The following is a 23,230-nucleotide window of genomic DNA, read 5'->3' as shown; positions in this document are numbered from 1 at the left end:
GACATCTAATTGAGTGGAAGCGTTATTATACGCAAAGCGAAACACGATTGAAAAGCGTCCGGTCTGTTAAAAATTAGTGGATCACGTCAGAATGTCCAGAGGCCGTAACCGGGAGCCGGATAACATGAAACAGGCATCAGCAAACTGGGTCGATCTGCGTCGCGACGCCGTGAGTGGTATCGAGGCCCTGCGCGCCCATTTTACCGGCCACGCCTATGACCCGCACTGGCACGACAGTTACCTGATTGGCGTGACCGAGCAAGGTGTACAGCAGTTTCATTCGCGACGCAAACAGCATCAGAGTCGTCCCGGAACGGTCTTTATGCTTGAGCCGGAGGAGCTGCATGATGGTGATGCCATCAACGACAGCGGTTTTACCTATCGGATGCTCTATCTTTCGCCACAGCAGATTGCCCGCCACCGCGCCCCTGAGCAGGCTGATGCGCCCTCACCGCGTGAGCTGCGGTTTGCCGCCACGCTGCGCGATGACCGCCCGCTGGCGTATGCCGTCTGGCATGCATTTGATGCGCTGTGGCACAACCATCCTGCCATCATCAAAGAGGCAGCGATGGATAGGATGCTGAGACAGCTCACCCCGCACCAGCAGTGGTCCCTGCCCGCGCAGCACACAGACAGAGATGCCCGGCTGGCGCTGCAGGCGCGTGACTGGCTGATTGCCCATCATGCGGATAATCCCGGTCTGGCACAGATGGCACAGCATCTTCAGACAGATCGCTTCCGGCTGTCGCGCCTGTTTCAGACGCACTGGGGTTTGCCGCCCCACGCCTGGCTGGTGCAGTGGCGACTGAGCCAGGCACGACGCCTGCTGGCGCAGGGCCAGCCTGTCGCCGATGTGGCCGCTGCGCTGGGTTTCGCCGATCAGAGTCATCTGGGCCGCTGGTTTAAGCGCGCCTGCCAGCTCTCCCCCGCCCGTTATCAGCACGCCTGCACAAATCTTCCAGACCCAGGCTGAGTCACTTGCCACAATGCGTTTTTTTCGTCAGGAGAAGCGCAATGCAGGACAAACGATGTGTGATGATACTTAATGCCGCTCTGCCGCCAGGCAAAGCGACCAACGCCGCCGCCGTGATCGCCTTAACCCTGGGACAGCGCCATCCGACATTGGTTGGTGACGCGCTGGAGGATGCAGAGAACTACCCCTCACCCGGTTTGATTACTACCGGCATTCCGGTGCTGGCTGCCTCCGGCCAGGAGCTGGATGTTTTGCGGGAACAGTGCGAACAGGCAGAGTACGATCTGGTGCTGTTTCCGGAAGCAGGCCAGAGTACCACCGATTATCAGGCGCTGGGTGACGTACTGCGGCAACAACCCCGACAGCAGTGGCGTCTGCTGGGGCTGGCTATCGTCGGCGATAAGAAAGCGCTGCGCAAACTGACGGCAAAACTGCCGCTTTTCAGTTAGTTTTTCAGCGGGAAGCAGGCTGAAACTTCCCTTGCTCCTGCGTTTCATCAGCCGAACCCATCGTTTGTATAGGTTATTTGTACAGATTTGGGTTCGGATTAATCCTTATAAGCTGCTGATAAGTGACTAATAGCACGTTTTGCCAAAGGATCCGATTGTACAGATTGCCCTTCATTGTATAAGTTTACTGCCATGAGTTGTCATGCGACTCTGTAACGAATGATGCACTTGCGTCGCCTCTGAAGGTGTCAGTGGATTTCCACCTTCAGAGGTTATTTTTTTATCTGCTCAGTTTTTGCAGCTGGCACCATCGCATCTGTCCATGTGATGGTTTTTTGATCGATTTTGTCCTGACATCCGAACCGGAATCGGGCTGTTATGAAGGGCTTACACATGCAATATATTCTTCCCCGGACCAATCAGGAAATTGCTGATTACTTTAATCCTGCCGCCAATAAGCCAGCCAGCGAGATGGAAATGCTGGGTATCCTTGTTGCAGAAATCCTGCAATCAGGCATGCCAGTGAATAATAAAGCCATTATCTCAAAGCTTATTCACCGGCTGGAATTGGAAAGCGACAGGGAGATGCTGGACATCTACCGGCAACTGCTTGACCTGGTGGTGCATAAAACCCCGGACGATTTTTCACTGTAATCGCGACTCCACGGAGGGAGTGACCCGCCTTTTTCTGGCATCTTCGCCAGTCGCCCGGTACTATCTGCCCCTCACCATTATCCCAATCTTCCCGCCCCTCGCGCGGGAGCAAAACAACTAAAGAGCCTGCAAAACTTTATGACTCAGACCAATGATGTTGCCGCAACCGACGTTGTGGCGGGCGATATCAGTGTGGGGCGCGTTCTGCGTTCGCCTGCGCTGCTGACCCGTGAATGCCTGGCCGGTGTGATTACCGCGCTGGCGCTGATCCCTGAAGTGATCTCTTTTTCCGTTATTGCCGGTGTCGATCCGAAAGTCAGTCTGGTCGCCTCGGTGGTACTCTGCCTGACGCTATCGATACTGGGCGGTCGTCCGGCAATGGTCACGGCAGCGGCTGGTTCCGTGGCGCTGGTGATCGGGCCGATGGTCCATCTGCACGGTGTTGAATATATTCTGCCTGCGGTCGTGATGGGCGGTGTGATTCAGATTCTGTTTGGTGTGGCTGGTCTGGCGCGCATGATGCGCTATATCCCCCGCTCGGTCATGCTGGGATTTGTGAATGCCCTTGGCGTGCTGATTTTCTTTGCTCAGGTGCCGCACGTCTGGGGTCAGTCATCCCTGGTGTGGATCTTCTTTGCCGTCACCCTGGCTATCGTGCTGTTGTTGCCGCGCCTGCTAAAGAGTGTTCCTTCACCTCTGGTCGCCATTGTGGTGGTGACTGCGGTCGCACTGTTAATGGGTTATCGCATGCCGAACGTGGGCGATGAAGGGCCAATGAGTCCTGGCCTGCCCGGTTTTAACAGTCTGCTGGTGCCGCTTAACCTGCAGACCCTGCAGATTATCTGGCCCACCGCACTCAGCATTGCCTTTGTCGGGCTGATGGAGTCACTGCTGACCGCCAAACTGGTTGATGACCTGACCGATACGCCTTCCAGTAAGCGACGTGAAGCCTGGGGCCTTGGGGTAGCAAATATTTTTGCCGGTTTTTATGGCGGCATCGCCGGGTGCGCGATGATAGGTCAGACGATTGTTAACGTTGAGCTGGGCCGGGCACGCAGCCGTGTCTCCACCCTGGCCGCCGGTCTGGTGCTGCTGTTACTGGTGACCGGACTCAGCCGGATTATGGCGCAAATCCCGATGGTGGTGCTGGCCGGGATCATGATGGTGGTGGCGGTGAAAACCGTTAACTGGCATAGCCTGCAGCCCGCTACCCTGAAACGTATGCCGTGGTCAGAAACGCTGATTATGGTGCTGACGGTGGCTGTGACGGTCTGGACAGGTAATCTGGCGCTGGGCGTGCTGGCTGGGGTGATCCTCGCGATGCTGCTGTTTGCCCGTCGTATTGCGCACGTTATCCATGCGGAACGCCAGCTGAGCGACGATGGAAGCTCAGTGCGCTATGTGGTGCGTGGTCCGCTGTTCTTTGCCAGCAGCAACGATCTGTTTGAGCATTTCGATTATGCCCATGACCCGAAAAAAGTGACGATCGATTTAACCCACGCACAAATCTGGGATGCATCCAGCGTCGCGGCACTGGATGGCATTGAGTATCGCTATCAGCGTTATGGTGCAGAGGTGACCATTGAGGGGCTGGATCCACGCAGTACTGATTTCCATCAGCGCCTGACCGGTAATTTCGGCTAAGAGGGTGCGTTCTGCTGCCTCTCCGGCAGCAGAATTTACTCAGCCTGTTGTCGGCGCGCCCGGTAACGGCCCACCATCGTAATCAGCGCCTGATAGATTAAACCGGCGTAGAGACTTGTCAGAACCGCCAGACCAGGCTCCTTGCCCTGCTGCTGCCATGACATAAACCACATGAATACGCCCCACAGAACAGAGAATACCAGCCAGCCGCGGACGAACTTCATCATGCCATTCATAACGACTCCTCTTAAATGAAGCGCTACCTTAGCGTGCTCATGCCCGCAACGCATTCCCGGCTTGCAGGAGTTGAGAGGCGTCTCAAATAATCGCCATTAATTTACGTTATGCAGCGGACGCCCGACGCTGACTGCGCGATTTTTTGTCGATTCTCTATACTTTACGTTCCGCTTACCTGATCAGGGAATTACGATGAAACGTACGGCTTATCTGTTATCGACGCTGGCTATTCTTGCTACCCTCACCGCCTGTGCACCGCCACCGCCGGGCAGAGATGCCCCACCACCGCCACCGCCAGGCGGACAGCAGCCGGTTGGCGCACCGGGTGGTGTCGGTCCGGCAGGACAACCGCAGGGATAATGTATTTCAGGCCAGCCTGTCTCGCAGGCTGGCTAGTGCCGAAAGGCGCAGCCGCAGGCTGACATCTCACCCGGAATGACTTTGCCAGAATGAGAGTGACGCTGCTGTAATTGCCCCTCTTCATCGCTGTTTTCTGCCTGCTGACCCAGCCAGCGATCTAATGCGCGGCCGATGATTTGTCTGACGTCCGGTGACCAGCTGGTAAGATGCCAGGTCGGACTGCGGGCTTCCTCAGTGTCACCAAACCCTGCCACCGCCAGATGCGTACCCTGACCAAAATCGCGTACTGCCTGTATCGCACCAAACGCCAGCAGATCGCTTTCACAGAAAAGTGCCTGAATGCGCTCAGCGGCACGGGTCTTTTTCAGATACTGCATCATCGCCTGATAAGCGCCGTCACGGTCGTCAGCGGCAGCAGTGAGTTCTGCATCCAGCGTCATGCCTGCCGCCTGTAATGTGGTGCAGTAGCTCTGCTTCTGCGCCACGTCACCGGGCTGGATCTGCAAAAAGCCAAACCGCTGATGCCCCTGTGCGAGCAGTAACGCTGCTGTCACTTCGCCCGCCCGCAGCGCATCCGCCTGCCATTCAGGCTCTGCGTCAATCTCCAGCACCGGCAGATTACAGGCACTGATGGCCTTGTTTCCGGGCAACAGCAGCAGACCCCGCAGCGCAAAGGGCGTCGCCTGCTGGATGAGAGCTGTCAGTGCCACGTCAGTTTCGGCATTCAGCAGCACCGTGATAACCCCGCGCGCATTGAGCTGGCGCGTGACCTCATCCAGTATTTTCTGTTGAGAGGGATTGCGCAGCTGGCTGGCGACAACGCCGATAATCGGGGGTAAAGCCGGTTCCGTTAAGTCAGGAATAGACAGTGTACTCATTGGCGTTAGCTTCTCTGAGACGGCAAACAATCCTCCACTTTACGATAAGCCAGGGTGTTTCAACAGGTTACAGAGTTCGATGTGGGCCGCAAAAATGAGTGAAATCAGATGTAACTGAGTTTGCGGTGGCAGAGCAGCAGGCGTTAAGAAGATGCGAGAGAAGGACCGGGCAGCAGGAATTGAACCCGCATCGTCAACCCATTAAGAGTTGCAGTAATACCTTTATACCATGCCCGAAAAGTTTGCCTGGAAAGCACACTGTGTAGACTGTAGACAAGGTTAGTGCTCCTTTCAGAACTGACAAGCGCAAGCGGCGTGTTTATTCAGCAATCGCTGCTTAAACCCGTAAACCAGGCGCGGGCACCTGCAGACATTGATTATTCCGCTAACCTTAAATTTCAGGCAGCCTGTCCCGCCCGGGACGTATGGCCAAACTTATATAGAGGTCAAGACTATGCCTTCAGGACAATTCTACGTGGTTGATCAGCCCGAACTGAGTTTTACCGCCAACTATCGTCTGGATAAGGTCAATGACAAACCCTTTGCCTCGCGGATGGTTCTGGAGATTCAGAAGCAGTCGCAGCCAACAGATGCATTCGATGCTATCAGCATCGGGCATGAAGTGACCTTTGTTTCATCCAGTGGAGAGGCGCAAAGAATGGTGCTGGTAAGTGATACAGCTGATGAGCTGGTGTTCAGCTCCCGCGGCTAACGGCGGCTGATACTACCAGTCGGATGTTTCGTCACCGTCGCGCCAGATAACAGACACAAAAAAACCGCCCTTGGGCGGTTACGACATTACTGCATATTACTTTGTTTTATTCTTTTTCTGCGGCAGAAATATGGTGCCCGGGGCGGGACTTGAACCCGCACAGCCTTACAGCCGAGGGATTTTAAATCCCTTGTGTCTACCGATTTCACCACCCGGGCAGGGTGTAACTGGAGGCGCGTCCCGGAGTCGAACCGAGGTACACGGATTTGCAATCCGCTGCATAGCCACTCTGCCAACGCGCCTTAAACTGATGTGCCGTCAGGCTAACCTGACCTGCGAATCTGGAGCGGGAAACGAGACTCGAACTCGCGACCCCGACCTTGGCAAGGTCGTGCTCTACCAACTGAGCTATTCCCGCAATTTTCAGCAATTTCGTCGAACCTGCTGATTTTATTTATCTTCTGGCAGCCTGGCTGCCGTTCGATGCGTTGCATTCTACTTAGATGACGCAATGAGTCAATAAAATTATCCTCACAGCGTGTCCGTTTGCTGCTTTTTAAATCGTATCGATCACGGTTCGAGCAGATCGCCGCGCGCAGCGCTTAAATACTGGAACATAGACCAGAAAGTCAGCACTGCAGCAATGTATAACGCGACTACGCCAACCGCCACAACGGTAGCATCAGGACGCCACAGTAAGGCAAACAGGGAGAACATCTGAGCGGTGGTTTTCACTTTACCAATCCAGGAAACCGACACGCTGCTGCGTTTGCCAATCTCCGCCATCCATTCACGCAGCGCAGAGATAATGATCTCGCGGGCAATCATAGTGGCTGCAGGCAGCGTAATCCACCAGGCGTGGAAATATTCCGCTACCAGCACCAGCGCAATCGCCACCATCACTTTATCCGCTACCGGATCGAGAAACGCACCAAAGCGCGTCGTCTGCTTCCAGCGGCGCGCCAGAAAGCCATCAAACCAGTCGGTGATGGCAGCAAAAACGAAAATCAGTGCGGTAGCCAGCGGCGCCCAGGTGAACGGCAGATAGAAAGCCAGCACAAAGAACGGAATGAGCACGACTCGAAACAGGGTGAGACACGTCGGGATGTTTAATTGCATATGCCGGTAACTGTCTGGATATAGGTAAAATTTAGCCTATGTTCCTACATTGCCCCCCCTGTTTCAATGCTAGTGTTTCAACGAGTAGTATATTTTTTCTGCCAGCGCGTGTGAGATGCCAGGTACATTGGCGATCTCCTCCACTGACGCATTCATCAGCGGCTGCAGGCCCCCCATGTACTTAAGCAGTTGCTGACGCCGTTTCGGCCCTACGCCTTCGATGCTTTCCAGTGCGCTGGTGTTCTTTACTTTGGCTCGTTTTTTACGATGACCTGAAATGGCATGATTGTGAGCGTCATCACGAATGTGCTGAATTACATGCAGTGCTGGCGCATCCGGTGGCAGCGAAACACCCTCACCTTCCGCCTCAAAGAACAGCGTTTCCAATCCGGCTTTACGGTCGCTGCCTTTGGCGACACCGAGTAAAATGGGCCGTTTTTTGTCCCAGGGCACATCCAGCTCCGCGAAAACCTGCTTCGCCTGAGAGAGCTGGCCTTTACCGCCATCGATCAGAATCACATCCGGGATTTTATCTTCTTCAATCGCTTTACCATACCGGCGTCGTAACACCTGATTCATGGCAGCATAATCATCGCCCGGCGTAATGCCGGTGATGTTATAGCGACGATAGTCAGCACGCAGCGGACCATTCTGGTCGAACACCACACAGGAGGCGATGGTCTGCTCACCCATGGTGTGGCTGATATCGAAACACTCCATGCGCGTGATCCGGTCGAGCTCAAGAAACTCTGCCAGGGCCATCAGCCGCTGATGAATCGTGGAGTGCTGCGACAGACGTGTGGTTAATGCCGTCGCGGCGTTAGTGCGCGCCAGCTTAAGATAACGGGCGCGATCGCCGCGCGGCTTGCTCTGGATATTCACCCGGCGTCCTGCCAGTGCACTGAGCGACTCCGCCAGCAGCTCACGCTCCGGCAGGGTAAAGTCCAGCAGAATATCACCCGGCAGCGTGCGTGCCTCGCTGCCCTGCAGATAGAACTGCCCGACAAAGGTCTGAACCACTTCGGCCAGGTCGGTATCCACCGGCACTTTCGGGAAATAGCTGCGGCTGCCCAACACTTTGCCCTGACGGATAAACAGCACGTGAAGACAGGCCATGCCTGCTTCATATGCCACACCCATCACATCCAGGTCATCACCCTGATTGGAGACAAACTGCTTTTCGGTGATACGGCGCACAGCCTGAATCTGATCGCGCAGTCGTGCCGCTTCTTCGAAGCGCAGGCCAATGCTCGCCTCTTCCATACGTTTGACCAGCTGATTGAGAACCTGATCGTCTTTACCGGCTAAAAACAGGCGTACGTAATCCGTCTGCTGCGCATACTCCTCTTCACTGACCAGGCCCGCGACACAGGGTCCAAGACAGCGACCGATCTGATATTGCAGACAGGGCCGGGAGCGATTGCGGTAGACGCTGTTTTCACACTGGCGGACAGGAAAGACTTTTTGCAGCAGGCCCAGCGTCTCGCGCACCGCATAGCCGTTGGGGAACGGGCCAAAGTATTCGCCTTTGGCATGCTTTGCACCACGGTGCATTGCCAGCCGCGGATGGGTATCGCTGCTGAGAAAAATGTAGGGATATGATTTATCGTCGCGCAGCAGTACGTTATAGCGCGGCTGATAGAGCTTAATGTAGTTATGCTCAAGCAGCAGCGCTTCGGTTTCGGTGTGGGTAACGGTGACATCGATGTGCTGGATATTGCTGACCAGCGCTTCGGTTTTGCGGCTGCCGACCTGAGTGCGGAAGTAGCTGGTGAGACGCTTCTTCAGGTCTTTGGCTTTGCCCACATAGATGACGGTGCCTGAAGCGTCATACATGCGGTAAACACCGGGTTTGCTGGTTACCGTACTCAGAAAGGCTTTGGAATCAAAAACGTCATTCACTACTGATTAACGGCTCCGCATTATAGAGGCCATGTCGAATGGCCAGATGCGTTAACTCTACGTCGCCACTGATATTCAGCTTACTGAACATCCGGTAGCGGTAACTGTTAACGGTTTTAGGACTGAGATTTAACTGCTCGGAAATTTCCGTCACCTTTTGTCCCCGGGTGATCATCAGCATAATCTGCAATTCCCTTTCCGACAAACAGCTGAAAGGCGATTCCGCTTTTTGCGGCTCAATCTGGCTCAGCGCCATCTGTTGAGCAATGTCTGACGCGATGTAGCGCTGACCGGCATTTACCGAGCGAATCGCATTAATCACTTCCTGTGGCGCAGCCCCTTTACTGAGGTAGCCTGCTGCACCCGCCTGCATAACCTTCGCAGGCAGCGGATTTTCCGTGTGAATGGTCAGCATGATAATTTTGATATCAGGATTATAACGCACGATTTTGCGCGTCGCCTCCAGTCCGCCGATCCCCGGCATGTTCATATCCATGAGGATCACATCAACCTGATTGGCACGGCACCATCTGGCGGCATCCTCGCCACAGTTGACCTCTCCGACCACGGCCAGACCTTTCACATCCTCCAGGATGCGACGGATACCCGCGCGGACAAGTTCATGGTCATCAACAAGAAGCACACTGATCAACGGGGAAACTCCAGAGGCTAAAAAAGAAGAAGTAATTCACGATTTCAGGCATCAATCATACCCGCTTTTACCTCAAAAGCACATCAACAAAGCAAAACAGTGTAAGCATTACATGATTGCTGTCAGGCCCGTCCGGAAGAGATTAACCGGCGGTGATGATAAAAGATCGGATCGCGAAAAAATAAATAAATGTTATTATTTTCAGTGGATTAACACCGTCTCGCTTTAAGGTTTAGTGCCGTACATCCTCGCCACGGCTGAGTTGATGAAGCCTGTGATTACTTTCAGCGATTGATTAGTTGTACTGGACAAACCAGCCTTTGAAGGCGAAGCGAAGCGCCCGTCTCAGCAACTTACTGCCCCTGTGATATACTCACGCACTGCTGTTCGGACAAATTGCCGACACGTTGTCATTCACCAAGGAGAAACGCATGAGCGATGAAGATTTTGCAACTTCCCAGGAAGCCCGGAAATTAGCGGATGAAATCGCAGGCCTGAAGATGATGATCACCCTGATTCTGAAAGGTATGGGACAGGCTGATGCCGGAAAAGTGATTATTAACATGGAACGCTATGTGCAGACGCTGGGCGATAAGCCTCAGGCGGAAGTGTTCAGCAATACCATCAAACAGATCAAAACAGCCTACCGTCAGTAAGCTTTTTTGCCCCCAGCAGCGGGGGCAAATACGCTAACTGTGCGCCTGCCAGTTAACCGACACGCCCAGCGTTGGCAGCACCTCTTCCGGGCTGAAACGACGTGTTCCCCGATATTTCTCTGCCAGAGCGGGCTGAACGACCGGAATACGGATCGCAAACAGATTATCTTCTGACAGAATGAGTCCCGGCGTCAGCGGCTCATACACCACGCCATGCTCTTCAAACATCTTCTCCAGCATCGGCGTTGCCGAACTGATGATGTATTCCATGCCGTTCAGCTCTGCCAGCTGTACCGCGTGCCAGAGAATGTTCAGCGGCAGTTCCGCGTCGACTTCCAGCCGTGCCGAGAAGCGCGACATCTCCCACACTTTCTCATGGCTGAAAGGCAACACAATGCCTTCACTCTGCTCAGGTTCGAACCAGGGCATCAGACGCGCGCAGCCACTAATGCCCTCACGCGCATTCCATGCGATTAGCCAGGTGACATCTGATCGATCGTAGCGATCATACTCCTGTCCTGGCGTGCTCAGGCGCGGAGGGATTGACCACCCTTCGCCACGCGCAAAAACGCTATAACGGTAGCTGCCGAGTTCGGCAAGCAAAGAGGATGGCATATCCTTTAATTGCGTTTGCACTATTTTCATCATGCGCCTCTGACATCCCCATGTTTGCAATGATTTCTTTGCGCCAGCCTGGCAAAGCCCCGGCGCAGGGTAGACAACAGACCTGTACAAAGGAACTGCCAAATGTAGCAGTTGTGTTATGTTCAAATCAGTCCGATTGCCGCTGCGTAGCAGGCAATCTGCGTTTTATTGGAAACATTGAAACGCTTTTGCATATTTTTTTGGTGAAAGTTAACGGTATGTTCAGAGATGGATAAAATAAGTGAAATTTCGACCGCCGTTTTTCCTTCGGCTGTCCATTTCAGAATTTCCAGCTCGCGCTGACTAAACGCTTTTTTTAGTACCATCATTGCATCATCGCTAAAGCGCTCCAGCGTATCCAGGCTTAGTTCCGCTAAAAGGTGTAGTTTCACCTCCAGCTCAGCATGGCGGAGCTGGACAGAAATGGGCTGTTGCGATGATATAGATAATATACCAATGACGCGATTTGGTGCCATTGCGGAGCAAGAAAATCCGCTCTGCAGCCCATATTCTCTCGCCTCATGCCAAAGATTGCCGGCGTCAGTGAACTGTTCCTCACTCCAGGCCATCCCTCTTCCCGGTCGCTGACACAATGTAAGCACCGGATCGACAGCGTAATAATTCTGCTTCTCATAACGTTTAACCCATAATTTGGGATAAGTGCTATGTAAATGAATACGCGGCCGGGTAAATGGCACCGGATGCTGAATCAAAAAGGCAAAATAATCGAAGCCCAGTGATTCAGTAAACTGTTGCAATAACGTCTTCAACTCAAAAGAAGCCGTTAATGCCTGAAATTTCTCTTTCACCTCACTTCGCCAGGCGAAATAGTTTTCAGTACTCATATTACCTCAGCGTTAATTTCACTCGCCCTTCCGGTATTATTCATTCGGATTCATCGGATAAATTAAATTAACAGCAGAAAATTAATTTATCGTTGAGGTGAATCCCTCACCCTCTGCAGCGCATAAAGTCCTTCACCGTTATGACGGAGTAAAAAAATGCCCCTGCCCCTGTAACGTGAGGCCGGCCACAGCAATTTCAATCACTCCAGGAGAATAAGATTTTTCTGATAGAAATTCAATCCCTGCCGATGAATTGAATTTCATCTCAGTTACTGGAGGGCTGCTGGAAATATTAAATCGTCTACAAGACATTGAGTAAATAATGTGTAAACAAAGCGTTAATTACATCTCAATAAGCGAAGCGGCAGCGGAAAACTGCTGACATATTTTTTATCAGGAAATAAGCTCTGCTCTTCAGGCGATGCCGCATTCCTGTGATGAGTCCCCCTACACAGCAGCACGCGCCTAACAATCCGGAAAAGCTAACGGGTTCACGGACTGTACCTGCGACCTCTCAATGCTGATTCTGCTCCTCTTGCCGTTGCTGCCCGACAGGCGTAACGAAGGGCTGAGTAATAACAATATTCTGCGAAAATCCTGCCCGACTGCGTCGACTAGCGGACGAGTGGACCCGCTCAGCCTTTAAGCAGTTTTTTAGACTGCGAATAATCTGAACCAAAAGCGGTGCATTAAAAAATCAGCTTTATTTATCTTCTGCCTGAACGCAATACGTGGCTTAGATCACTATTTATGCTGACAGTACGTTATGGCAGCAATACGCTCAACACTGACTCTATTTTAGTCATGAAAATCACTTTACCGATAGTCACGCAACTAAATCACTGAAAAAAATTGCAACGGGTAAATTCCCGATTGTTATTTGATGCTGCATGCTTTATCGATGCAATTAATTTCTCTTAATTCACTTTTCAGCATCGTGAATTAATTTCATCCTGACGTTGCTGGCACTGTTCAGATGAGACGACGAAATTTTAATTCTGACTGCATTGATGAGCACTTTTCTTTTGTAATTTATGGACCTGAAAAAGGCTGCCTGATCAGCCTCCTGATTTGCTGCTGGTTCATTGTCAGGTGTGGCCGCGCTGGTAATGATAACTGGATTGGTTTTTCCCTTACCGGCTGTTTAATTCTTAATCAAACACGGTATTAATCCTGCCTGATGATTTATCGGCAGTAGCCGGCGCCACGCATACCCAGATGAAAATGTGAGGCGTGCGCGGCGTTGTAGTCCGGCCCCAGCGCATTGCCGAATACGTCACAGCCACCCCGCCATAGCGTGTGCAGCATAGCCGCTTTCTCTTCTGGCTGTTGCCAGTGACGACTGACCTCAAGCCGCTGGCCATCATCCAGCTGGAAGCCGGTCACATCCCAGGCATCGGCGGTGGCATGCTCACTGAGCCGCCCCTCTGCGCGGTGATAAATATTACGACAGGCATAGCTGCCAACATGAGTAATTCGTACCAGTGGACTATGCATATCCCGGGCGATCTGGTCCCGACTGCGCAGGGCATACATGGTGCTGGCGACCGCCATTGGACAGCTGGCGAGAAAACTGCTGCTGAGGCTGACCGGGCCAAATTTCTGAATTCGCAGCGGATGGCCGATCGGACAGTTGCCTGTGACGGCCGGACGCTCGCTGAAACTCACCCAGCCCGCCTGTTGGGCACGACGCATCACCGCCAGACATGCGTCGGGATCCTGGGTCAGCCTTTTCATCTTTATCTGCGTCATCCAGCCAGGGGGATCGGTGACGGAGAGTGGTGTAAAGGGATTGAACTGCGGCGGGAGATGCTGCTTAAGCCAGGGTAAGCTAACCCATCCCAGCGCAATTAACAGCAGAAACAGGATAAGCGTACGCATAATTCCCTTTGCAGCATAATGATTAATAACTAAAAAGTGTAGAAGCACATTCCGCTTCATGCCGTCTGCCTGACAAAACGTGATGAATAATTACCCAGACTGACGCAGGATTGAACGAAACCGTCCGTTATTACGGCTTACGGAGCGTCAGGCTTCACAATTGATAAAAAAGCGTTACCCGATTCCGGCCCTCTTCCTCTATCTTATGCCCACTCGCCCTCTGGGCAGACGCGTTTACTAACAGCCAGCAGAGCTGACACAACATCAAGACAGGAAAGACAATTCTATGGTTGATCAATCTAAAGAAACCGCACGCGCCCACGACGCGCCCGACAAGCTACAGCGCAACCTGCATAATCGCCATATTCAGCTGATCGCCATAGGGGGTGCTATCGGTACCGGCCTCTTTATGGGTTCCGGTAAAACCATCAGTCTGGCCGGGCCCTCGATCATTTTCGTCTATATGATCATCGGCTTTATGCTGTTCTTCGTGATGCGCGCCATGGGCGAGTTGCTGCTCTCTAACCTTGAGTACAAGTCTTTCAGCGATTTTGCCGCGGATCTGCTTGGGCCGTGGGCGGGCTATTTTACGGGCTGGACTTACTGGTTCTGCTGGGTGGTAACCGGCATCGCTGACGTCGTGGCCATCAGCGCCTATTTCCAGCTCTGGTTTCCGGGCTTCTCGATCTGGATGAGCGCCCTGCTCTGCGTGGTGGTTTTTCTGGCACTGAACATCGCCACGGTTAAGCTGTTTGGTGAGATGGAGTTCTGGTTCGCGATAATCAAAATCGTCGCCATTGTCGCGCTGATCGTCACCGGGATTGTACTGGTCTCGATTCACTACCCTTCACCCGGCGGTGGCACCGCGGCGCTGAGCAACATCTGGGATCACGGCGGAATGTTCCCGAAAGGACTCAGCGGCTTCTTTGCCGGATTCCAGATTGCGGTGTTTGCCTTTGTCGGCATTGAACTGGTCGGAACGGCAGCGGCTGAAACCCACGATCCACATAAAGTCTTACCGCGCGCGATTAACGCGATTCCGCTGCGCGTCATTATGTTTTATGTGCTGGCGCTGATGGTGATTATGGCGGTGACGCCGTGGACCCAGGTCATGGCCGACCGCAGCCCGTTTGTTGAGATGTTCGTGCTGATTGGCCTGCCTGCTGCGGCGAGTATCGTTAACTTTGTGGTGCTGACCTCTGCTGCCTCTTCAGCCAACAGCGGCATCTTCTCCACCAGCCGTATGCTCTATGGCCTGTCGCAGCAGGGCGTCGCGAGCCGTGCGTTTGGTCGTCTCTCTGCCCGAGCGGTCCCGACTACCGGCCTGTTCTTCTCCTGCCTGTGTCTGCTGCTCGGTGTGGCGTTGATCTACCTGATCCCGGATGTGATGAAGGTCTTTACGCTGGTGACTACCGTTTCAGCCATTCTGTTTATGTTCGTCTGGACCATCATTCTGTGCAGCTATCTGGCTTACCGTAAAAAGCATCCTGAGCGCCATGCCAAATCGGCCTTTAAGATGCCACTGGGCAAATTCATGTGCTGGGTCTGCATGGCATTCTTTGCGTTTGTGCTGGTGCTGCTGACGCTGCAGGAAGATACACGCCAGGCGCTGATGGTCACGCCACTCTGGTTTGCGCTGTTGGGTGTGGGCTGGACGTTGCGTCATCGCCGCAGCCGCTAATCGCTGACGGCATGTAAAAAGCCCGGTCACCTGACCGGGCTTTTTTTACAGCCGTTCACCCAGCGCAGAGAAAATGGCGGACAACGTGGGGCGTTCATAAGGTAAGCGCTGCGGCCGCGAATCGGGCTGCTGAGGCGTGCCCAGGCCAAAGGTGAAGGTATAGTTATCGCCTTCGCCCATGCGCAGGTCGGCTATCGTGGTCTGCCCATCCTGCTCGCGCAAAGCGTAGAAGCCGTGGCTGAACCAGGCGACACGTTCTGCATACCAGCTGCCCCGGAAGGCGTCGAACAGTTCAGGATGTCGCGGATACCACGCCACATGCAGCGGACGCGAGGGCGACAACAGCGACCAGTAGGCTTCGCCGTAGCGATCCGGCGTGATGATCACACTGCGCCAGACCAGCGTATTAAAGGCAGTGGGCGTCACCAGAACTTTATTGGCCGCAATGCCCTGCGCCGTCAGCGAATCACGAATCTGCCAGCCTGCGACGCCCTGAATCACCACACTCCAGACCAGATAAAGCGTACTCAGTGCCAGGCCGATCCGGTTCCCACGCATGCCTTTGTCACCACGACGCCACAACGCGACACCCAGCCCTATCAGCAACGGCAGCGTATAGAGGGGATCGACGATATAAATACTGCCAATGGCATAGGGATAATCGGTGACTGGCAGACCAAGCTGGGTGCCGTACACCGTCATTAAATCAAGCAGCGGATGGGTAATCAGCGCCAGCCAGATCGCGGGCCACCACACCGCCCACTTCACCCGCTGACGAAAGAGTTCTGCAATCCCCCACGCCATCAGAGGTGAGATCAGCGTAAGCCAGAGCAGCGCATGTGTTTCCGTGCGATGCAGCGTCATGTTGCGTATCGCATCACCATGGTCAATAAACACATCCAGATCGGGTAAGGTGCCGCAGACGCCACCCACCAGCACAGCCTGCCAGATCGGCACCCGACGTCCCATCACCGCCACGCTGACCGAAGCACCCAACACCAACTGCGAAACAGAATCCATTGATTCACTCCGTCACCGAATTGTGAATGTGTCCTGAATTAGCGTACGCGAATCCCTTCAATGATCATGCGCTGGACGTTTTCGACGGTCTGATCGAAAAACGCCGGATCGCTGAGCGTCTGACCAGTCACGGCCTCAACCTGGGTGGCAAAGTCGGCGTAATGTTGCGTGGTGGCCCACAGCATAAAGATCAGGTGCTGTGGCTGTACGCCCGCCAGCCGTCCTTCATCAATCCAGCGTTCAATAATAGCCGCTTTGTCATCCACCAGTTGCTTGAGATCGCCCGCCAGTTCCCCTTTCAGCAAGGGTGCGCCCTGCAGCATCTCCAGGCAGAACAGCCGGGAAGCCTGAGGATGATCGCGTGACACTTCCAGCTTTAGCCGGATGTAACGCCGGATGGCCACCAGCGGATCCTGATCGTGCGCCAGCGCGCGCAATGGTGCCAGCCAGACATCCAGAATCTGTTTCAGCACCGCCACGTAGAGCACTTCTTTAGAGGGAAAATAGTAGAGCAGGTTGGTTTTAGAGACATCGGCCAGCTCGGCCACCTTATCAAGGCTGGTGCCGTGAATACCAAACTGTGAGAAGAAGGTTAACGCCGCTTCCAGTATGGCAGCCCGCTTCGCTGCCACCGCACGCGAACGACGCGTTGGCTTTTTTTCATCGCTATTCACACGTTTACCTCATCCTTCTGGTGTCAGCGCATCATAGCAAAGGGATGAGTCGCTGCCCAATCCGCGCCCTGCACCTTTTTTGCTCAGCCTGCATGCAAAATGTGCAGTGAATTTTGACCAGATGGTCCGAAATGGACCAGTTACTCCACTTGCCTCTTCTGGGTTAATTTTAACTGTTTGTTATTTATAACAATAAAAAATGTGGCACACCATTTGCAGAATTGTAACTGAGCGCAGCTTATACGGACGTAGCAGGATGCAGTGCAGCGCGTGAAACACCTTTCCCCCATCACAACGAGGTTTCACATGAAGATAGGCGTCTTTATTCCGATTGGTAACAATGGCTGGCTGATTTCGTCCAACGCGCCGCAGTACATGCCGACCTTTGAACTGAACAAAGCCATCGTGCTGAAAGCAGAGCATTACCACTTCGACTTTGCGCTCTCGATGATCAAACTGCGCGGCTTCGGCGGAAAAACAGAGTTCTGGGATCATAACCTGGAGTCATTCACCCTGATGGCGGGCCTGGCGGCCGTCACCTCACGCATCGAAATCTACGCCACCGCGGCCACCCTGACGCTGCCTCCGGCGATTGTGGCGCGCATGGCATCCACGATTGATTCCATTTCAGGCGGTCGTTTCGGCGTTAATCTGGTGACCGGCTGGCAGAAACCCGAATATGAGCAGATGGGAATGTGGCCGGGCGACGAGTACTTCGGCAGCCGTTATTCTTATCTGACCGAGTACGTTACCGTGCTGCGCGACCTGTGGGGCACCGGAAAATCGGACTTCAAAGGTGAGTTCTTCACGATGAATGACTGCCGCGTCAGCCCACAGCCGCAGCGTGCGATGAAGGTGATCTGCGCCGGACAGAGCGATGCCGGTATGGCCTTCTCCGCTCAGCACGCCGATTACAACTTCTGCTTCGGCAAAGGGGTGAATACGCCTGCTGCGTTCAGTTCGACTTCAATTCGCATGAAGCAGGCCGCCGAAAAAGCGGGCCGTGATGTCGGCTCCTATGTGCTGTTTATGATCATTGCCGCCGAAACAGATGAAGAGGCACGGGCTAAGTGGGAACACTACAAAGCCGGTGCGGATGAAGAGGCGCTCTCGTGGCTCACTACCCAGAGTCAGCAGGACACTAAATCAGGCAGCGACACCAATGTGCGTCAGATGGCGGATCCGACCTCAGCCGTCAATATCAATATGGGCACCCTGGTAGGTTCGTACGCCAATGTAGCGCGGATGCTGGATGAAGTGGCGCAGGTCGAAGGCACGCACGGCGTGCTGCTGACCTTTGATGATTTCCTGGAAGGTATTGAGAACTTCGGTCAGCACATTCAGCCGCTGATGGCCTGTCGCAGCACCCTGCTCGACGCACAGCAGGAGGTGGCATGATGAATACCGTTTATTGTGCCCACACGCCGGATGTTCCACAGGTTGAACTGCCTGCTCGTCCTGAGCCGATCGCCTTTCCGCCAGGCCAGACGGCGCTGATTGTCGTGGATATGCAGAACGCCTACGCCACCGAAGGGGGTTACCTCGACCTGGCGGGCTTCGATGTTTCCGCGACGAAACCGGTGATTGCAAAGATCCATCAGGCGGTAACGGCGGCGCGTGCGGCCGGCGTGCAGATCATCTGGTTCCAGAATGGCTGGGACAGTGACTACGTTGAAGCCGGTGATGCCGGTTCCCCCAACTTCCACAAATCGAATGCGCTGAAAACCATGCGTAAACGGCCCGAACTGCAGGGCTCGCTGCTGGCGAAAGGCGGCTGGGATTACGCGCTGGTCGATGAGCTGGTGCCACAGGCCGGTGACATCGTACTGCCAAAATCGCGTTACAGCGGCTTCTATAACACCCCGCTCGACAGCATGCTGCGCAGTCGCGGGATCCGTCATCTGATTTTCACCGGCATCGCCACCAACGTCTGTGTGGAATCGACGCTGCGTGACGGCTTCTTTCTGGAGTACTTCGGCGTGGTGCTGGAAGACGCCACTTATCAGGCTGGCCCGCCCTTTGCTCAGCAGGCGGCGCTGTTCAATATCGAAACCTTTTTTGGCTGGGTATCGGATGTCGATACCTTCTGCGAAAGCCTGAATGCCCGCTAACCCACGAAGAGGACGTCGCTATGCCGAAAAGTATTATTGTGCCGCCAGGCACCACCACACCCATCGCCCCGTTTGTCCCTGGCACGCTGTCGGATGGTGTGGTCTATGTCTCGGGTACGCTGCCGTTTGATGGCGACAACAATGTGGTCCATGTCGGTGATGCCGCCGCGCAGACCCGTCACGTGCTGGAAACGATTAAAAAGGTGATTGAGACCGCCGGTGGCACGATGGCCGATGTGACATTTAACTCGATCTTTATCACCGACTGGTCGAATTACGCCGCGGTGAATCAGGTTTACGCCGAATACTTCCCCGGTGAGAAGCCCGCCCGTTTCTGCATTCAGTGCGGCCTGGTCAAGCCTGACGCGCTGATTGAAATCGCCAGCGTGGCGCATATCGGCAAGCCGGAGGTCTGATGCAGCTCGATATTCTGGGTCTTCAGAATCCTGAGGCACCGACGCTGGTGCTCTCTTCCGGTCTGGGCGGCGTGGCGGGTTTCTGGCAGCCACAGCTGGCGACGCTGACGGCACGCTATCGGGTCGTGCTCTATGACCAGCGCGGCACCGGTCGCAGCGCGGACAGCTTACCGGAAGGCTATAGCATGGCGATGATGGCGGCAGAGCTGGCCGACGCGCTGGCGCAACACGGCATCCTGCGCTTCAGCGTGATCGGTCACGCGCTGGGCGGTCTGATGGGGATGCAGCTGGCGCTGGATTATCCGGATCGGATCGAACGGATCGTGGTGATCAACGGCTGGCTGACGCTGCATCAGCATACCCGTCGCTGCTTTCAGGTCCGGCAGGATCTGCTGCTCAATGTCGGCGTCGAGGCCTTCGTCCGTGCTCAGCCGCTGTTTCTCTATCCTGCTGAATGGATGGCAGAGCATCAGATACGGCTGGAGCAGGAAGATAGCCATCATGTGACGAATTTTCAGGGGATGGAAAACCTGATGCGACGACTGCACGCCCTGATGAGCGCTGACTTCAGCGCACGGGCTGCCGCCATTCCACAACCGGTGCTGGTCATCGCCAGCCAGGACGATCTGCTGGTGCCATGGAGCTGCTCAATGGCGCTGGCCGGGGCGCTTCCGAACGCCACTGAAAAGATGATGGCCTGGGGTGGCCACGCCATGAGCGTCACCGACCCCGAAAAATTTAATGCCCTGCTGCTGCAGTGGCTGGATCAGACGGATGACGTGCAGCCGCTGCAGCGCGTCGCAGGATAACCCTTTCGTGGAGAACACTATGAGCCTGGAAACCCTTACCCCAGCCGTTGAGAAAACTGAATTTCGTCATGCGATGTCGCGGCTGGGTGCGGCGGTCAACATCATCACCACAGAAGGTCCGGCCGGACGTGCAGGCTTTACCGCCTCGGCGGTGTGCAGCGTCACCGATTCGCCGCCGACGCTGCTGGTCTGCCTTAACCGTTCTGCCTCAGTTTATCCGGTGTTTCGCGACAACATGCAGCTTTGCGTCAATACGCTGGCGGCGGGACACGAAGCGCTCTCTACTCTGTTCGGCGGGAAAACGACGATGGCCGAGCGGTTTAGTGCCGCTGAGTGGTCGACGGCCGTCACCGGCTCGCCGGTACTGAGCGGCGCGGTTGCCTCCTTTGACTGCCGCATTACGCAGACTGTCAGCGTCGGTACGCATGACACCCTGTTCTGCGAAGTCGTGGGCATAGTGCGAAATGATGATACCCATGGCCTTATGTGGTTTGACCGGGGCTACCATCCCCTGTTGCGGCAGGATGCCTGATCACTCTTCCCTGAAACTTACCGGCATTCATCACGCTCTGGAGTAGACGATGGCACGATCCTGGTTTCCGCAATGGCAAAAGAAGTCGGCACTGACAGAAAACGGCATTATCGCCCCGGATGAAACACTGCCGCTGGGGCAGACGCTGGTGCTGGGTTTGCAGCATGCGGTGGCGATGTTTGGCGCAACGGTGCTGATGCCGCTGCTGATGGGGCTGGATCCCAATCTGGCGATTCTGGTCTCGGGTATTGGCACCCTGCTGTTCTTTTTTATCACCGGTGGTCGCGTGCCCAGCTATCTCGGGTCGAGTGCCGCCTTTGTTGGCGTAGTGATTGCGGTGACCGGCTTCAGTGGTCAGGGACTGAATCCCAACCTCAGCGTGGCGCTGGGCGGCGTGATCGCCTGCGGCCTGCTCTACACGCTGATTGGGCTGGTGGTCATGAAGTCAGGCACGCGCTGGATTGAAAATTTGATGCCGCCGGTAGTGACCGGTGCGGTGGTGATGGCGATCGGGCTGAATCTGGCACCGATTGCGGTTCATAGCGTCTCCGCCTCTTCCTTCGACAGCTGGGTTGCGGTGATGACCGTGCTCTGTATCGGTCTGGTTGCCGTGTTTACCCGCGGGATGGTACAGCGCCTGCTGATTCTGGTCGGCCTGATTCTGGCCTGGGCGATCTATGCGCTGCTGACCAATGTTCTGGGACTGGGCAAGCCGGTCGATTTTACCCTGCTGTCACAGGCAGCCTGGTTTGGCCTGCCGCACACCACCACACCGACCTTTGATCTGCAGGCAATGGTACTGATCGCCCCGGTGGCGATCATTCTGGTGGCGGAAAATCTGGGACACCTGAAAGCCGTGGCGGGCATGACCGGCCGTAACCTCGATCCTTACATGGGACGTGCCTTTGTGGGCGATGGACTGGCCACGATGCTTTCCGGCTCGATGGGCGGCAGTGGCGTAACCACCTATGCCGAGAATATTGGGGTGATGGCCGTGACTAAGGTCTACTCCACGCTGGCGTTTGTCGCTGCAGCCATCATTGCCATCCTCGCCGGTTTCTCACCGAAGTTTGGTGCGCTGATCCACACCATTCCGGCTCCGGTGATTGGCGGCGCATCCATTGTGGTCTTCGGGCTGATTGCGGTGGCGGGCGCACGCATCTGGGTGCAGAACCATGTCGATTTAGGTCAGAACAGTAATCTGATTATGGTCGCCACCACGCTGGTGCTCGGCGCAGGGGATTTCGCGCTGAAGATCGGCTCTTTCACGCTGGGCGGGATCGGTACTGCTACCTTTGGCGCGATTATCCTCAATGCCATTCTGCGCCGTCGCAGCGCGCAGCAGGACAAACCGCTGGCGCGACAGCAGGGTTAATTACTCCAGCGGTGTGGCAGCTGGCTGCACTGCTTTTTTCCGTTTCAGCCGCAGCTCACTGACGATCACGCCGCAGACGATCAGCGCCCCACCCAGCAACGCCAGCGCAGGCAGGCGCTCACCGGCAATACGCCCCACGACGCCCGCCCAGACAGGTTCTCCGGCATAGATTACCGTGGCGCGGGTTGGCGAAACGCTGCGTTGCGCCCAGTTCATGGTGACCTGAATCAGTGCGCTGGCCGCGCCCAGCCCCAGCGCGCTGAGCAGCAGCGGCGTTGAGATTACAGGCACCGTTTCCCCATTGGGGATCATCAGCACAAAGGCACACAGCGACGCCACCGCCAGCTGGATTAGCGTCACGCGGCGTACATCAACCTGACCGGCATAGCGGCTGATTAAGATGATCTCGGCGGCAATCGCCAGGGTGCTGAGCAGCGTGGCTATTTCACCTGCATTCAGGTTGATGCGGCCATCCTGCGGTCCGGCCACCAGCAACAAGCCGGTAAATGCCAGCACAATCCCCAGCCACGACATCAATCCCGGAGGACGGCGTAAAAACAGCCACTGCAGCAGCGGCACCACCGGAACATAAAGCGCAGTAAGAAACGCAGACTGGCTGCTGGAGATAGTCTGCATGCCCCAGGTCTGAAGACCATAACCCCCTGCAATCGACAGGCCGATCAGCGTGCCCGCTTTTATTTCCAGCCAGGTCATGCCGGCCAGATAACGGCGGAAAAACAGTGCCAGCAGCAGCGCGGCGGTGGCGAAACGCAGTCCGACAAAAAAGAACGGGCCGGAATGCTGCATCGCACGATGCACCACCAGGAAGGTGCCGCCCCAGATCATGGTGATAAAAAGTAATACCAGCTCCTGCCGCGTCAGGCGCAGGGTTAAGCCGCGGGGTGTGTCCGACATAATTCACCTGATGATGTGTCCGGACGATATTGTGGGGAGAGCGAGGGGGAAAAGCAACGACGTTAACCGCCGGCCTTAACCGGCGGCAGA

General features: G+C 55.1%; 25 protein-coding genes and 4 tRNA genes. 14 read left to right on the top strand and 15 right to left on the bottom strand.

Going from position 1 to position 23,230, the window contains the following annotated elements:
* Positions 1-124 precede the first annotated feature (124 nt).
* The 4 genes from IBT54_RS03765 to IBT54_RS03750 all read left to right on the top strand — a co-directional run bounded on the left by IBT54_RS03765 (position 125) and on the right by IBT54_RS03750 (position 3,720).
* Positions 125-973, top strand: coding sequence for an AraC family transcriptional regulator (locus IBT54_RS03765; protein WP_095707409.1), 849 nt, complete (start codon positions 125-127; stop codon positions 971-973).
* Positions 974-1,014: 41 nt separating this feature from the next.
* Positions 1,015-1,422 (top strand): DUF2000 domain-containing protein, encoded by a 408-nt coding sequence (locus IBT54_RS03760; protein ID WP_201251591.1) that lies wholly within the window; start codon positions 1,015-1,017, stop codon positions 1,420-1,422.
* Between the two features lie 393 nt (positions 1,423-1,815).
* Entirely contained in the window at positions 1,816-2,076 is a 261-nt protein-coding gene (locus tag IBT54_RS03755) for a biofilm/acid-resistance regulator YmgB/AriR (RefSeq protein ID WP_013357391.1), read from the top strand.
* A gap of 138 nt (positions 2,077-2,214) precedes the next feature.
* Entirely contained in the window at positions 2,215-3,720 is a 1,506-nt protein-coding gene (locus IBT54_RS03750) for a SulP family inorganic anion transporter (protein ID WP_179291175.1), read from the top strand.
* 35 nt (positions 3,721-3,755) lie between these two features.
* Here the strand turns inward: IBT54_RS03750 and IBT54_RS03745 are convergent, their stop codons facing one another.
* Positions 3,756-3,956, bottom strand: coding sequence for a DUF6404 family protein (locus IBT54_RS03745; RefSeq protein ID WP_013357389.1), 201 nt, complete (start codon positions 3,954-3,956; stop codon positions 3,756-3,758).
* Positions 3,957-4,149: 193 nt separating this feature from the next.
* Between IBT54_RS03745 and IBT54_RS03740 the strand changes: the two genes are divergently transcribed.
* A complete protein-coding gene (locus IBT54_RS03740; protein ID WP_013357388.1) occupies positions 4,150-4,317 on the top strand; it encodes a hypothetical protein in 168 nt (55 codons plus the stop codon).
* A 32-nt stretch (positions 4,318-4,349) separates the two neighbouring features.
* Here IBT54_RS03740 and IBT54_RS03735 read toward each other — a convergent pair whose 3' ends face one another.
* A complete protein-coding gene (locus tag IBT54_RS03735; protein ID WP_147788420.1) occupies positions 4,350-5,195 on the bottom strand; it encodes a substrate-binding domain-containing protein in 846 nt (281 codons plus the stop codon).
* Between the two features lie 164 nt (positions 5,196-5,359).
* Positions 5,360-5,432: transfer RNA gene (locus IBT54_RS03730), tRNA-Lys, on the bottom strand.
* A 217-nt stretch (positions 5,433-5,649) separates the two neighbouring features.
* On the opposite strand from IBT54_RS03730, the gene IBT54_RS03725 reads away from it, so the two are divergent.
* Positions 5,650-5,907, top strand: coding sequence for a hypothetical protein (locus tag IBT54_RS03725; RefSeq protein ID WP_013357386.1), 258 nt, complete (start codon positions 5,650-5,652; stop codon positions 5,905-5,907).
* A gap of 131 nt (positions 5,908-6,038) precedes the next feature.
* Here IBT54_RS03725 and IBT54_RS03720 read toward each other — a convergent pair.
* From IBT54_RS03720 to uvrY, 6 genes are all read right to left on the bottom strand, one after another.
* Positions 6,039-6,125, bottom strand: a tRNA-Leu gene (locus IBT54_RS03720).
* A 10-nt stretch (positions 6,126-6,135) separates the two neighbouring features.
* Positions 6,136-6,209, bottom strand: a tRNA-Cys gene (locus IBT54_RS03715).
* A 40-nt stretch (positions 6,210-6,249) separates the two neighbouring features.
* Positions 6,250-6,325 (bottom strand) — tRNA-Gly (locus IBT54_RS03710).
* 152 nt (positions 6,326-6,477) lie between these two features.
* Positions 6,478-7,026: a CDP-diacylglycerol--glycerol-3-phosphate 3-phosphatidyltransferase gene (gene pgsA / locus IBT54_RS03705; RefSeq protein ID WP_013357385.1), complete on the bottom strand. Its 549-nt coding sequence runs from the start codon at positions 7,024-7,026 to the stop codon at positions 6,478-6,480.
* Between the two features lie 69 nt (positions 7,027-7,095).
* Positions 7,096-8,928, bottom strand: a complete 1,833-nt coding sequence (gene uvrC, locus IBT54_RS03700) for an excinuclease ABC subunit UvrC (protein ID WP_095707411.1) — start codon at positions 8,926-8,928, stop codon at positions 7,096-7,098.
* Positions 8,921-9,580: a UvrY/SirA/GacA family response regulator transcription factor gene (uvrY, locus tag IBT54_RS03695; RefSeq protein WP_013357383.1), complete on the bottom strand. Its 660-nt coding sequence runs from the start codon at positions 9,578-9,580 to the stop codon at positions 8,921-8,923. Before uvrY ends, uvrC begins: the two co-directional genes overlap by 8 nt.
* Positions 9,581-10,011: 431 nt before the next feature.
* Between uvrY and IBT54_RS03690 the strand changes: the two genes are divergently transcribed.
* Positions 10,012-10,236 carry a DUF2594 family protein gene (locus tag IBT54_RS03690; RefSeq protein WP_003849983.1) on the top strand — a complete coding sequence of 75 codons (225 nt, stop codon included), beginning with the start codon at positions 10,012-10,014 and terminating at the stop codon, positions 10,234-10,236.
* Positions 10,237-10,269: 33 nt separating this feature from the next.
* Here IBT54_RS03690 and IBT54_RS03685 read toward each other — a convergent pair whose 3' ends face one another.
* The 3 genes from IBT54_RS03685 to IBT54_RS03675 form a co-directional block, all read right to left on the bottom strand.
* Positions 10,270-10,881 carry an acyl-homoserine-lactone synthase gene (locus IBT54_RS03685; RefSeq protein ID WP_033782566.1) on the bottom strand — a complete coding sequence of 204 codons (612 nt, stop codon included), beginning with the start codon at positions 10,879-10,881 and terminating at the stop codon, positions 10,270-10,272.
* Between the two features lie 122 nt (positions 10,882-11,003).
* On the bottom strand, positions 11,004-11,726 hold the full coding sequence (sdiA, locus tag IBT54_RS03680) for a transcriptional regulator SdiA (protein WP_013357381.1): 723 nt from the start codon (positions 11,724-11,726) through the stop codon (positions 11,004-11,006).
* Between the two features lie 1,185 nt (positions 11,727-12,911).
* Positions 12,912-13,607 (bottom strand): extensin family protein, encoded by a 696-nt coding sequence (locus IBT54_RS03675; protein ID WP_013357380.1) that lies wholly within the window; start codon positions 13,605-13,607, stop codon positions 12,912-12,914.
* Between the two features lie 286 nt (positions 13,608-13,893).
* Between IBT54_RS03675 and cycA the strand changes: the two genes are divergently transcribed.
* Positions 13,894-15,288 (top strand): D-serine/D-alanine/glycine transporter, encoded by a 1,395-nt coding sequence (cycA, locus tag IBT54_RS03670; protein WP_013357379.1) that lies wholly within the window; start codon positions 13,894-13,896, stop codon positions 15,286-15,288.
* Between the two features lie 45 nt (positions 15,289-15,333).
* Here the strand turns inward: cycA and IBT54_RS03665 are convergent, their stop codons facing one another.
* Both IBT54_RS03665 and rutR read right to left on the bottom strand, forming a co-directional pair.
* Positions 15,334-16,308: a metal-dependent hydrolase gene (locus IBT54_RS03665; RefSeq protein WP_110331660.1), complete on the bottom strand. Its 975-nt coding sequence runs from the start codon at positions 16,306-16,308 to the stop codon at positions 15,334-15,336.
* A 38-nt stretch (positions 16,309-16,346) separates the two neighbouring features.
* Complete coding sequence (gene rutR / locus IBT54_RS03660) at positions 16,347-16,982, bottom strand: HTH-type transcriptional regulator RutR (protein ID WP_013357377.1); 636 nt, start codon at positions 16,980-16,982, stop codon at positions 16,347-16,349.
* Positions 16,983-17,288: 306 nt separating this feature from the next.
* On the opposite strand from rutR, the gene rutA reads away from it, so the two are divergent.
* From rutA to rutG, 6 genes are read left to right on the top strand one after another with little or no spacing between them, the layout of a single operon-like run.
* Positions 17,289-18,380 (top strand): pyrimidine utilization protein A, encoded by a 1,092-nt coding sequence (gene rutA / locus IBT54_RS03655; RefSeq protein WP_013357376.1) that lies wholly within the window; start codon positions 17,289-17,291, stop codon positions 18,378-18,380.
* Positions 18,380-19,093: a pyrimidine utilization protein B gene (rutB, locus tag IBT54_RS03650; RefSeq protein WP_013357375.1), complete on the top strand. Its 714-nt coding sequence runs from the start codon at positions 18,380-18,382 to the stop codon at positions 19,091-19,093. The genes rutA and rutB overlap by 1 nt, the downstream gene beginning before the upstream one ends.
* A 20-nt stretch (positions 19,094-19,113) precedes the next feature.
* A complete protein-coding gene (gene rutC / locus IBT54_RS03645; RefSeq protein ID WP_013357374.1) occupies positions 19,114-19,509 on the top strand; it encodes a pyrimidine utilization protein C in 396 nt (131 codons plus the stop codon).
* A complete protein-coding gene (gene rutD, locus IBT54_RS03640; protein WP_201251590.1) occupies positions 19,509-20,318 on the top strand; it encodes a pyrimidine utilization protein D in 810 nt (269 codons plus the stop codon). The genes rutC and rutD overlap by 1 nt, the downstream gene beginning before the upstream one ends.
* A gap of 19 nt (positions 20,319-20,337) precedes the next feature.
* Positions 20,338-20,850 (top strand): NADH-dependent FMN reductase RutF, encoded by a 513-nt coding sequence (rutF, locus tag IBT54_RS03635; RefSeq protein WP_033782556.1) that lies wholly within the window; start codon positions 20,338-20,340, stop codon positions 20,848-20,850.
* A gap of 49 nt (positions 20,851-20,899) precedes the next feature.
* Positions 20,900-22,225, top strand: coding sequence for a pyrimidine utilization transport protein G (rutG, locus tag IBT54_RS03630; RefSeq protein ID WP_201251589.1), 1,326 nt, complete (start codon positions 20,900-20,902; stop codon positions 22,223-22,225).
* Here the strand turns inward: rutG and IBT54_RS03625 are convergent, their stop codons facing one another.
* Positions 22,226-23,140 carry a DMT family transporter gene (locus IBT54_RS03625; RefSeq protein ID WP_095707416.1) on the bottom strand — a complete coding sequence of 305 codons (915 nt, stop codon included), beginning with the start codon at positions 23,138-23,140 and terminating at the stop codon, positions 22,226-22,228.
* Between the last annotated feature and the right edge of the window lie 90 nt (positions 23,141-23,230).

The organism is Pantoea sp. S62 (genome assembly GCF_016658625.1).
GTDB classification, from domain to species: Bacteria; Pseudomonadota; Gammaproteobacteria; order Enterobacterales; family Enterobacteriaceae; genus Pantoea; species Pantoea vagans.
Note: the sequence above shows the minus strand (reverse complement) of the source record. Positions and strands in the feature narration are given on the sequence as shown.

Excerpts from the sequence above, each read along its gene's own strand:
- rutG (WP_201251589.1), top strand. The coding sequence starts at position 20,900 with ATGGCACGATCCTGGTTTCCGCAATGGCAAAAGAAGTCGGCACTGACA.
- rutF (WP_033782556.1), top strand. The coding sequence starts at position 20,338 with ATGAGCCTGGAAACCCTTACCCCAGCCGTTGAGAAAACTGAATTTCGT.
- IBT54_RS03665 (WP_110331660.1), bottom strand. The coding sequence starts at position 16,308 with ATGGATTCTGTTTCGCAGTTGGTGTTGGGTGCTTCGGTCAGCGTGGCG.
- rutB (WP_013357375.1), top strand. The coding sequence starts at position 18,380 with ATGAATACCGTTTATTGTGCCCACACGCCGGATGTTCCACAGGTTGAA.
- pgsA (WP_013357385.1), bottom strand. The coding sequence starts at position 7,026 with ATGCAATTAAACATCCCGACGTGTCTCACCCTGTTTCGAGTCGTGCTC.
- IBT54_RS03725 (WP_013357386.1), top strand. The coding sequence starts at position 5,650 with ATGCCTTCAGGACAATTCTACGTGGTTGATCAGCCCGAACTGAGTTTT.
- IBT54_RS03755 (WP_013357391.1), top strand. The coding sequence starts at position 1,816 with ATGCAATATATTCTTCCCCGGACCAATCAGGAAATTGCTGATTACTTT.
- sdiA (WP_013357381.1), bottom strand. The coding sequence starts at position 11,726 with ATGAGTACTGAAAACTATTTCGCCTGGCGAAGTGAGGTGAAAGAGAAA.
- IBT54_RS03685 (WP_033782566.1), bottom strand. The coding sequence starts at position 10,881 with ATGAAAATAGTGCAAACGCAATTAAAGGATATGCCATCCTCTTTGCTT.
- IBT54_RS03765 (WP_095707409.1), top strand. The coding sequence starts at position 125 with ATGAAACAGGCATCAGCAAACTGGGTCGATCTGCGTCGCGACGCCGTG.
- IBT54_RS03760 (WP_201251591.1), top strand. The coding sequence starts at position 1,015 with ATGCAGGACAAACGATGTGTGATGATACTTAATGCCGCTCTGCCGCCA.
- IBT54_RS03675 (WP_013357380.1), bottom strand. The coding sequence starts at position 13,607 with ATGCGTACGCTTATCCTGTTTCTGCTGTTAATTGCGCTGGGATGGGTT.
- IBT54_RS03750 (WP_179291175.1), top strand. The coding sequence starts at position 2,215 with ATGACTCAGACCAATGATGTTGCCGCAACCGACGTTGTGGCGGGCGAT.
- IBT54_RS03625 (WP_095707416.1), bottom strand. The coding sequence starts at position 23,140 with ATGTCGGACACACCCCGCGGCTTAACCCTGCGCCTGACGCGGCAGGAG.
- rutA (WP_013357376.1), top strand. The coding sequence starts at position 17,289 with ATGAAGATAGGCGTCTTTATTCCGATTGGTAACAATGGCTGGCTGATT.
- IBT54_RS03740 (WP_013357388.1), top strand. The coding sequence starts at position 4,150 with ATGAAACGTACGGCTTATCTGTTATCGACGCTGGCTATTCTTGCTACC.
- IBT54_RS03690 (WP_003849983.1), top strand. The coding sequence starts at position 10,012 with ATGAGCGATGAAGATTTTGCAACTTCCCAGGAAGCCCGGAAATTAGCG.
- IBT54_RS03735 (WP_147788420.1), bottom strand. The coding sequence starts at position 5,195 with ATGAGTACACTGTCTATTCCTGACTTAACGGAACCGGCTTTACCCCCG.
- rutD (WP_201251590.1), top strand. The coding sequence starts at position 19,509 with ATGCAGCTCGATATTCTGGGTCTTCAGAATCCTGAGGCACCGACGCTG.
- IBT54_RS03745 (WP_013357389.1), bottom strand. The coding sequence starts at position 3,956 with ATGAATGGCATGATGAAGTTCGTCCGCGGCTGGCTGGTATTCTCTGTT.
- cycA (WP_013357379.1), top strand. The coding sequence starts at position 13,894 with ATGGTTGATCAATCTAAAGAAACCGCACGCGCCCACGACGCGCCCGAC.
- rutC (WP_013357374.1), top strand. The coding sequence starts at position 19,114 with ATGCCGAAAAGTATTATTGTGCCGCCAGGCACCACCACACCCATCGCC.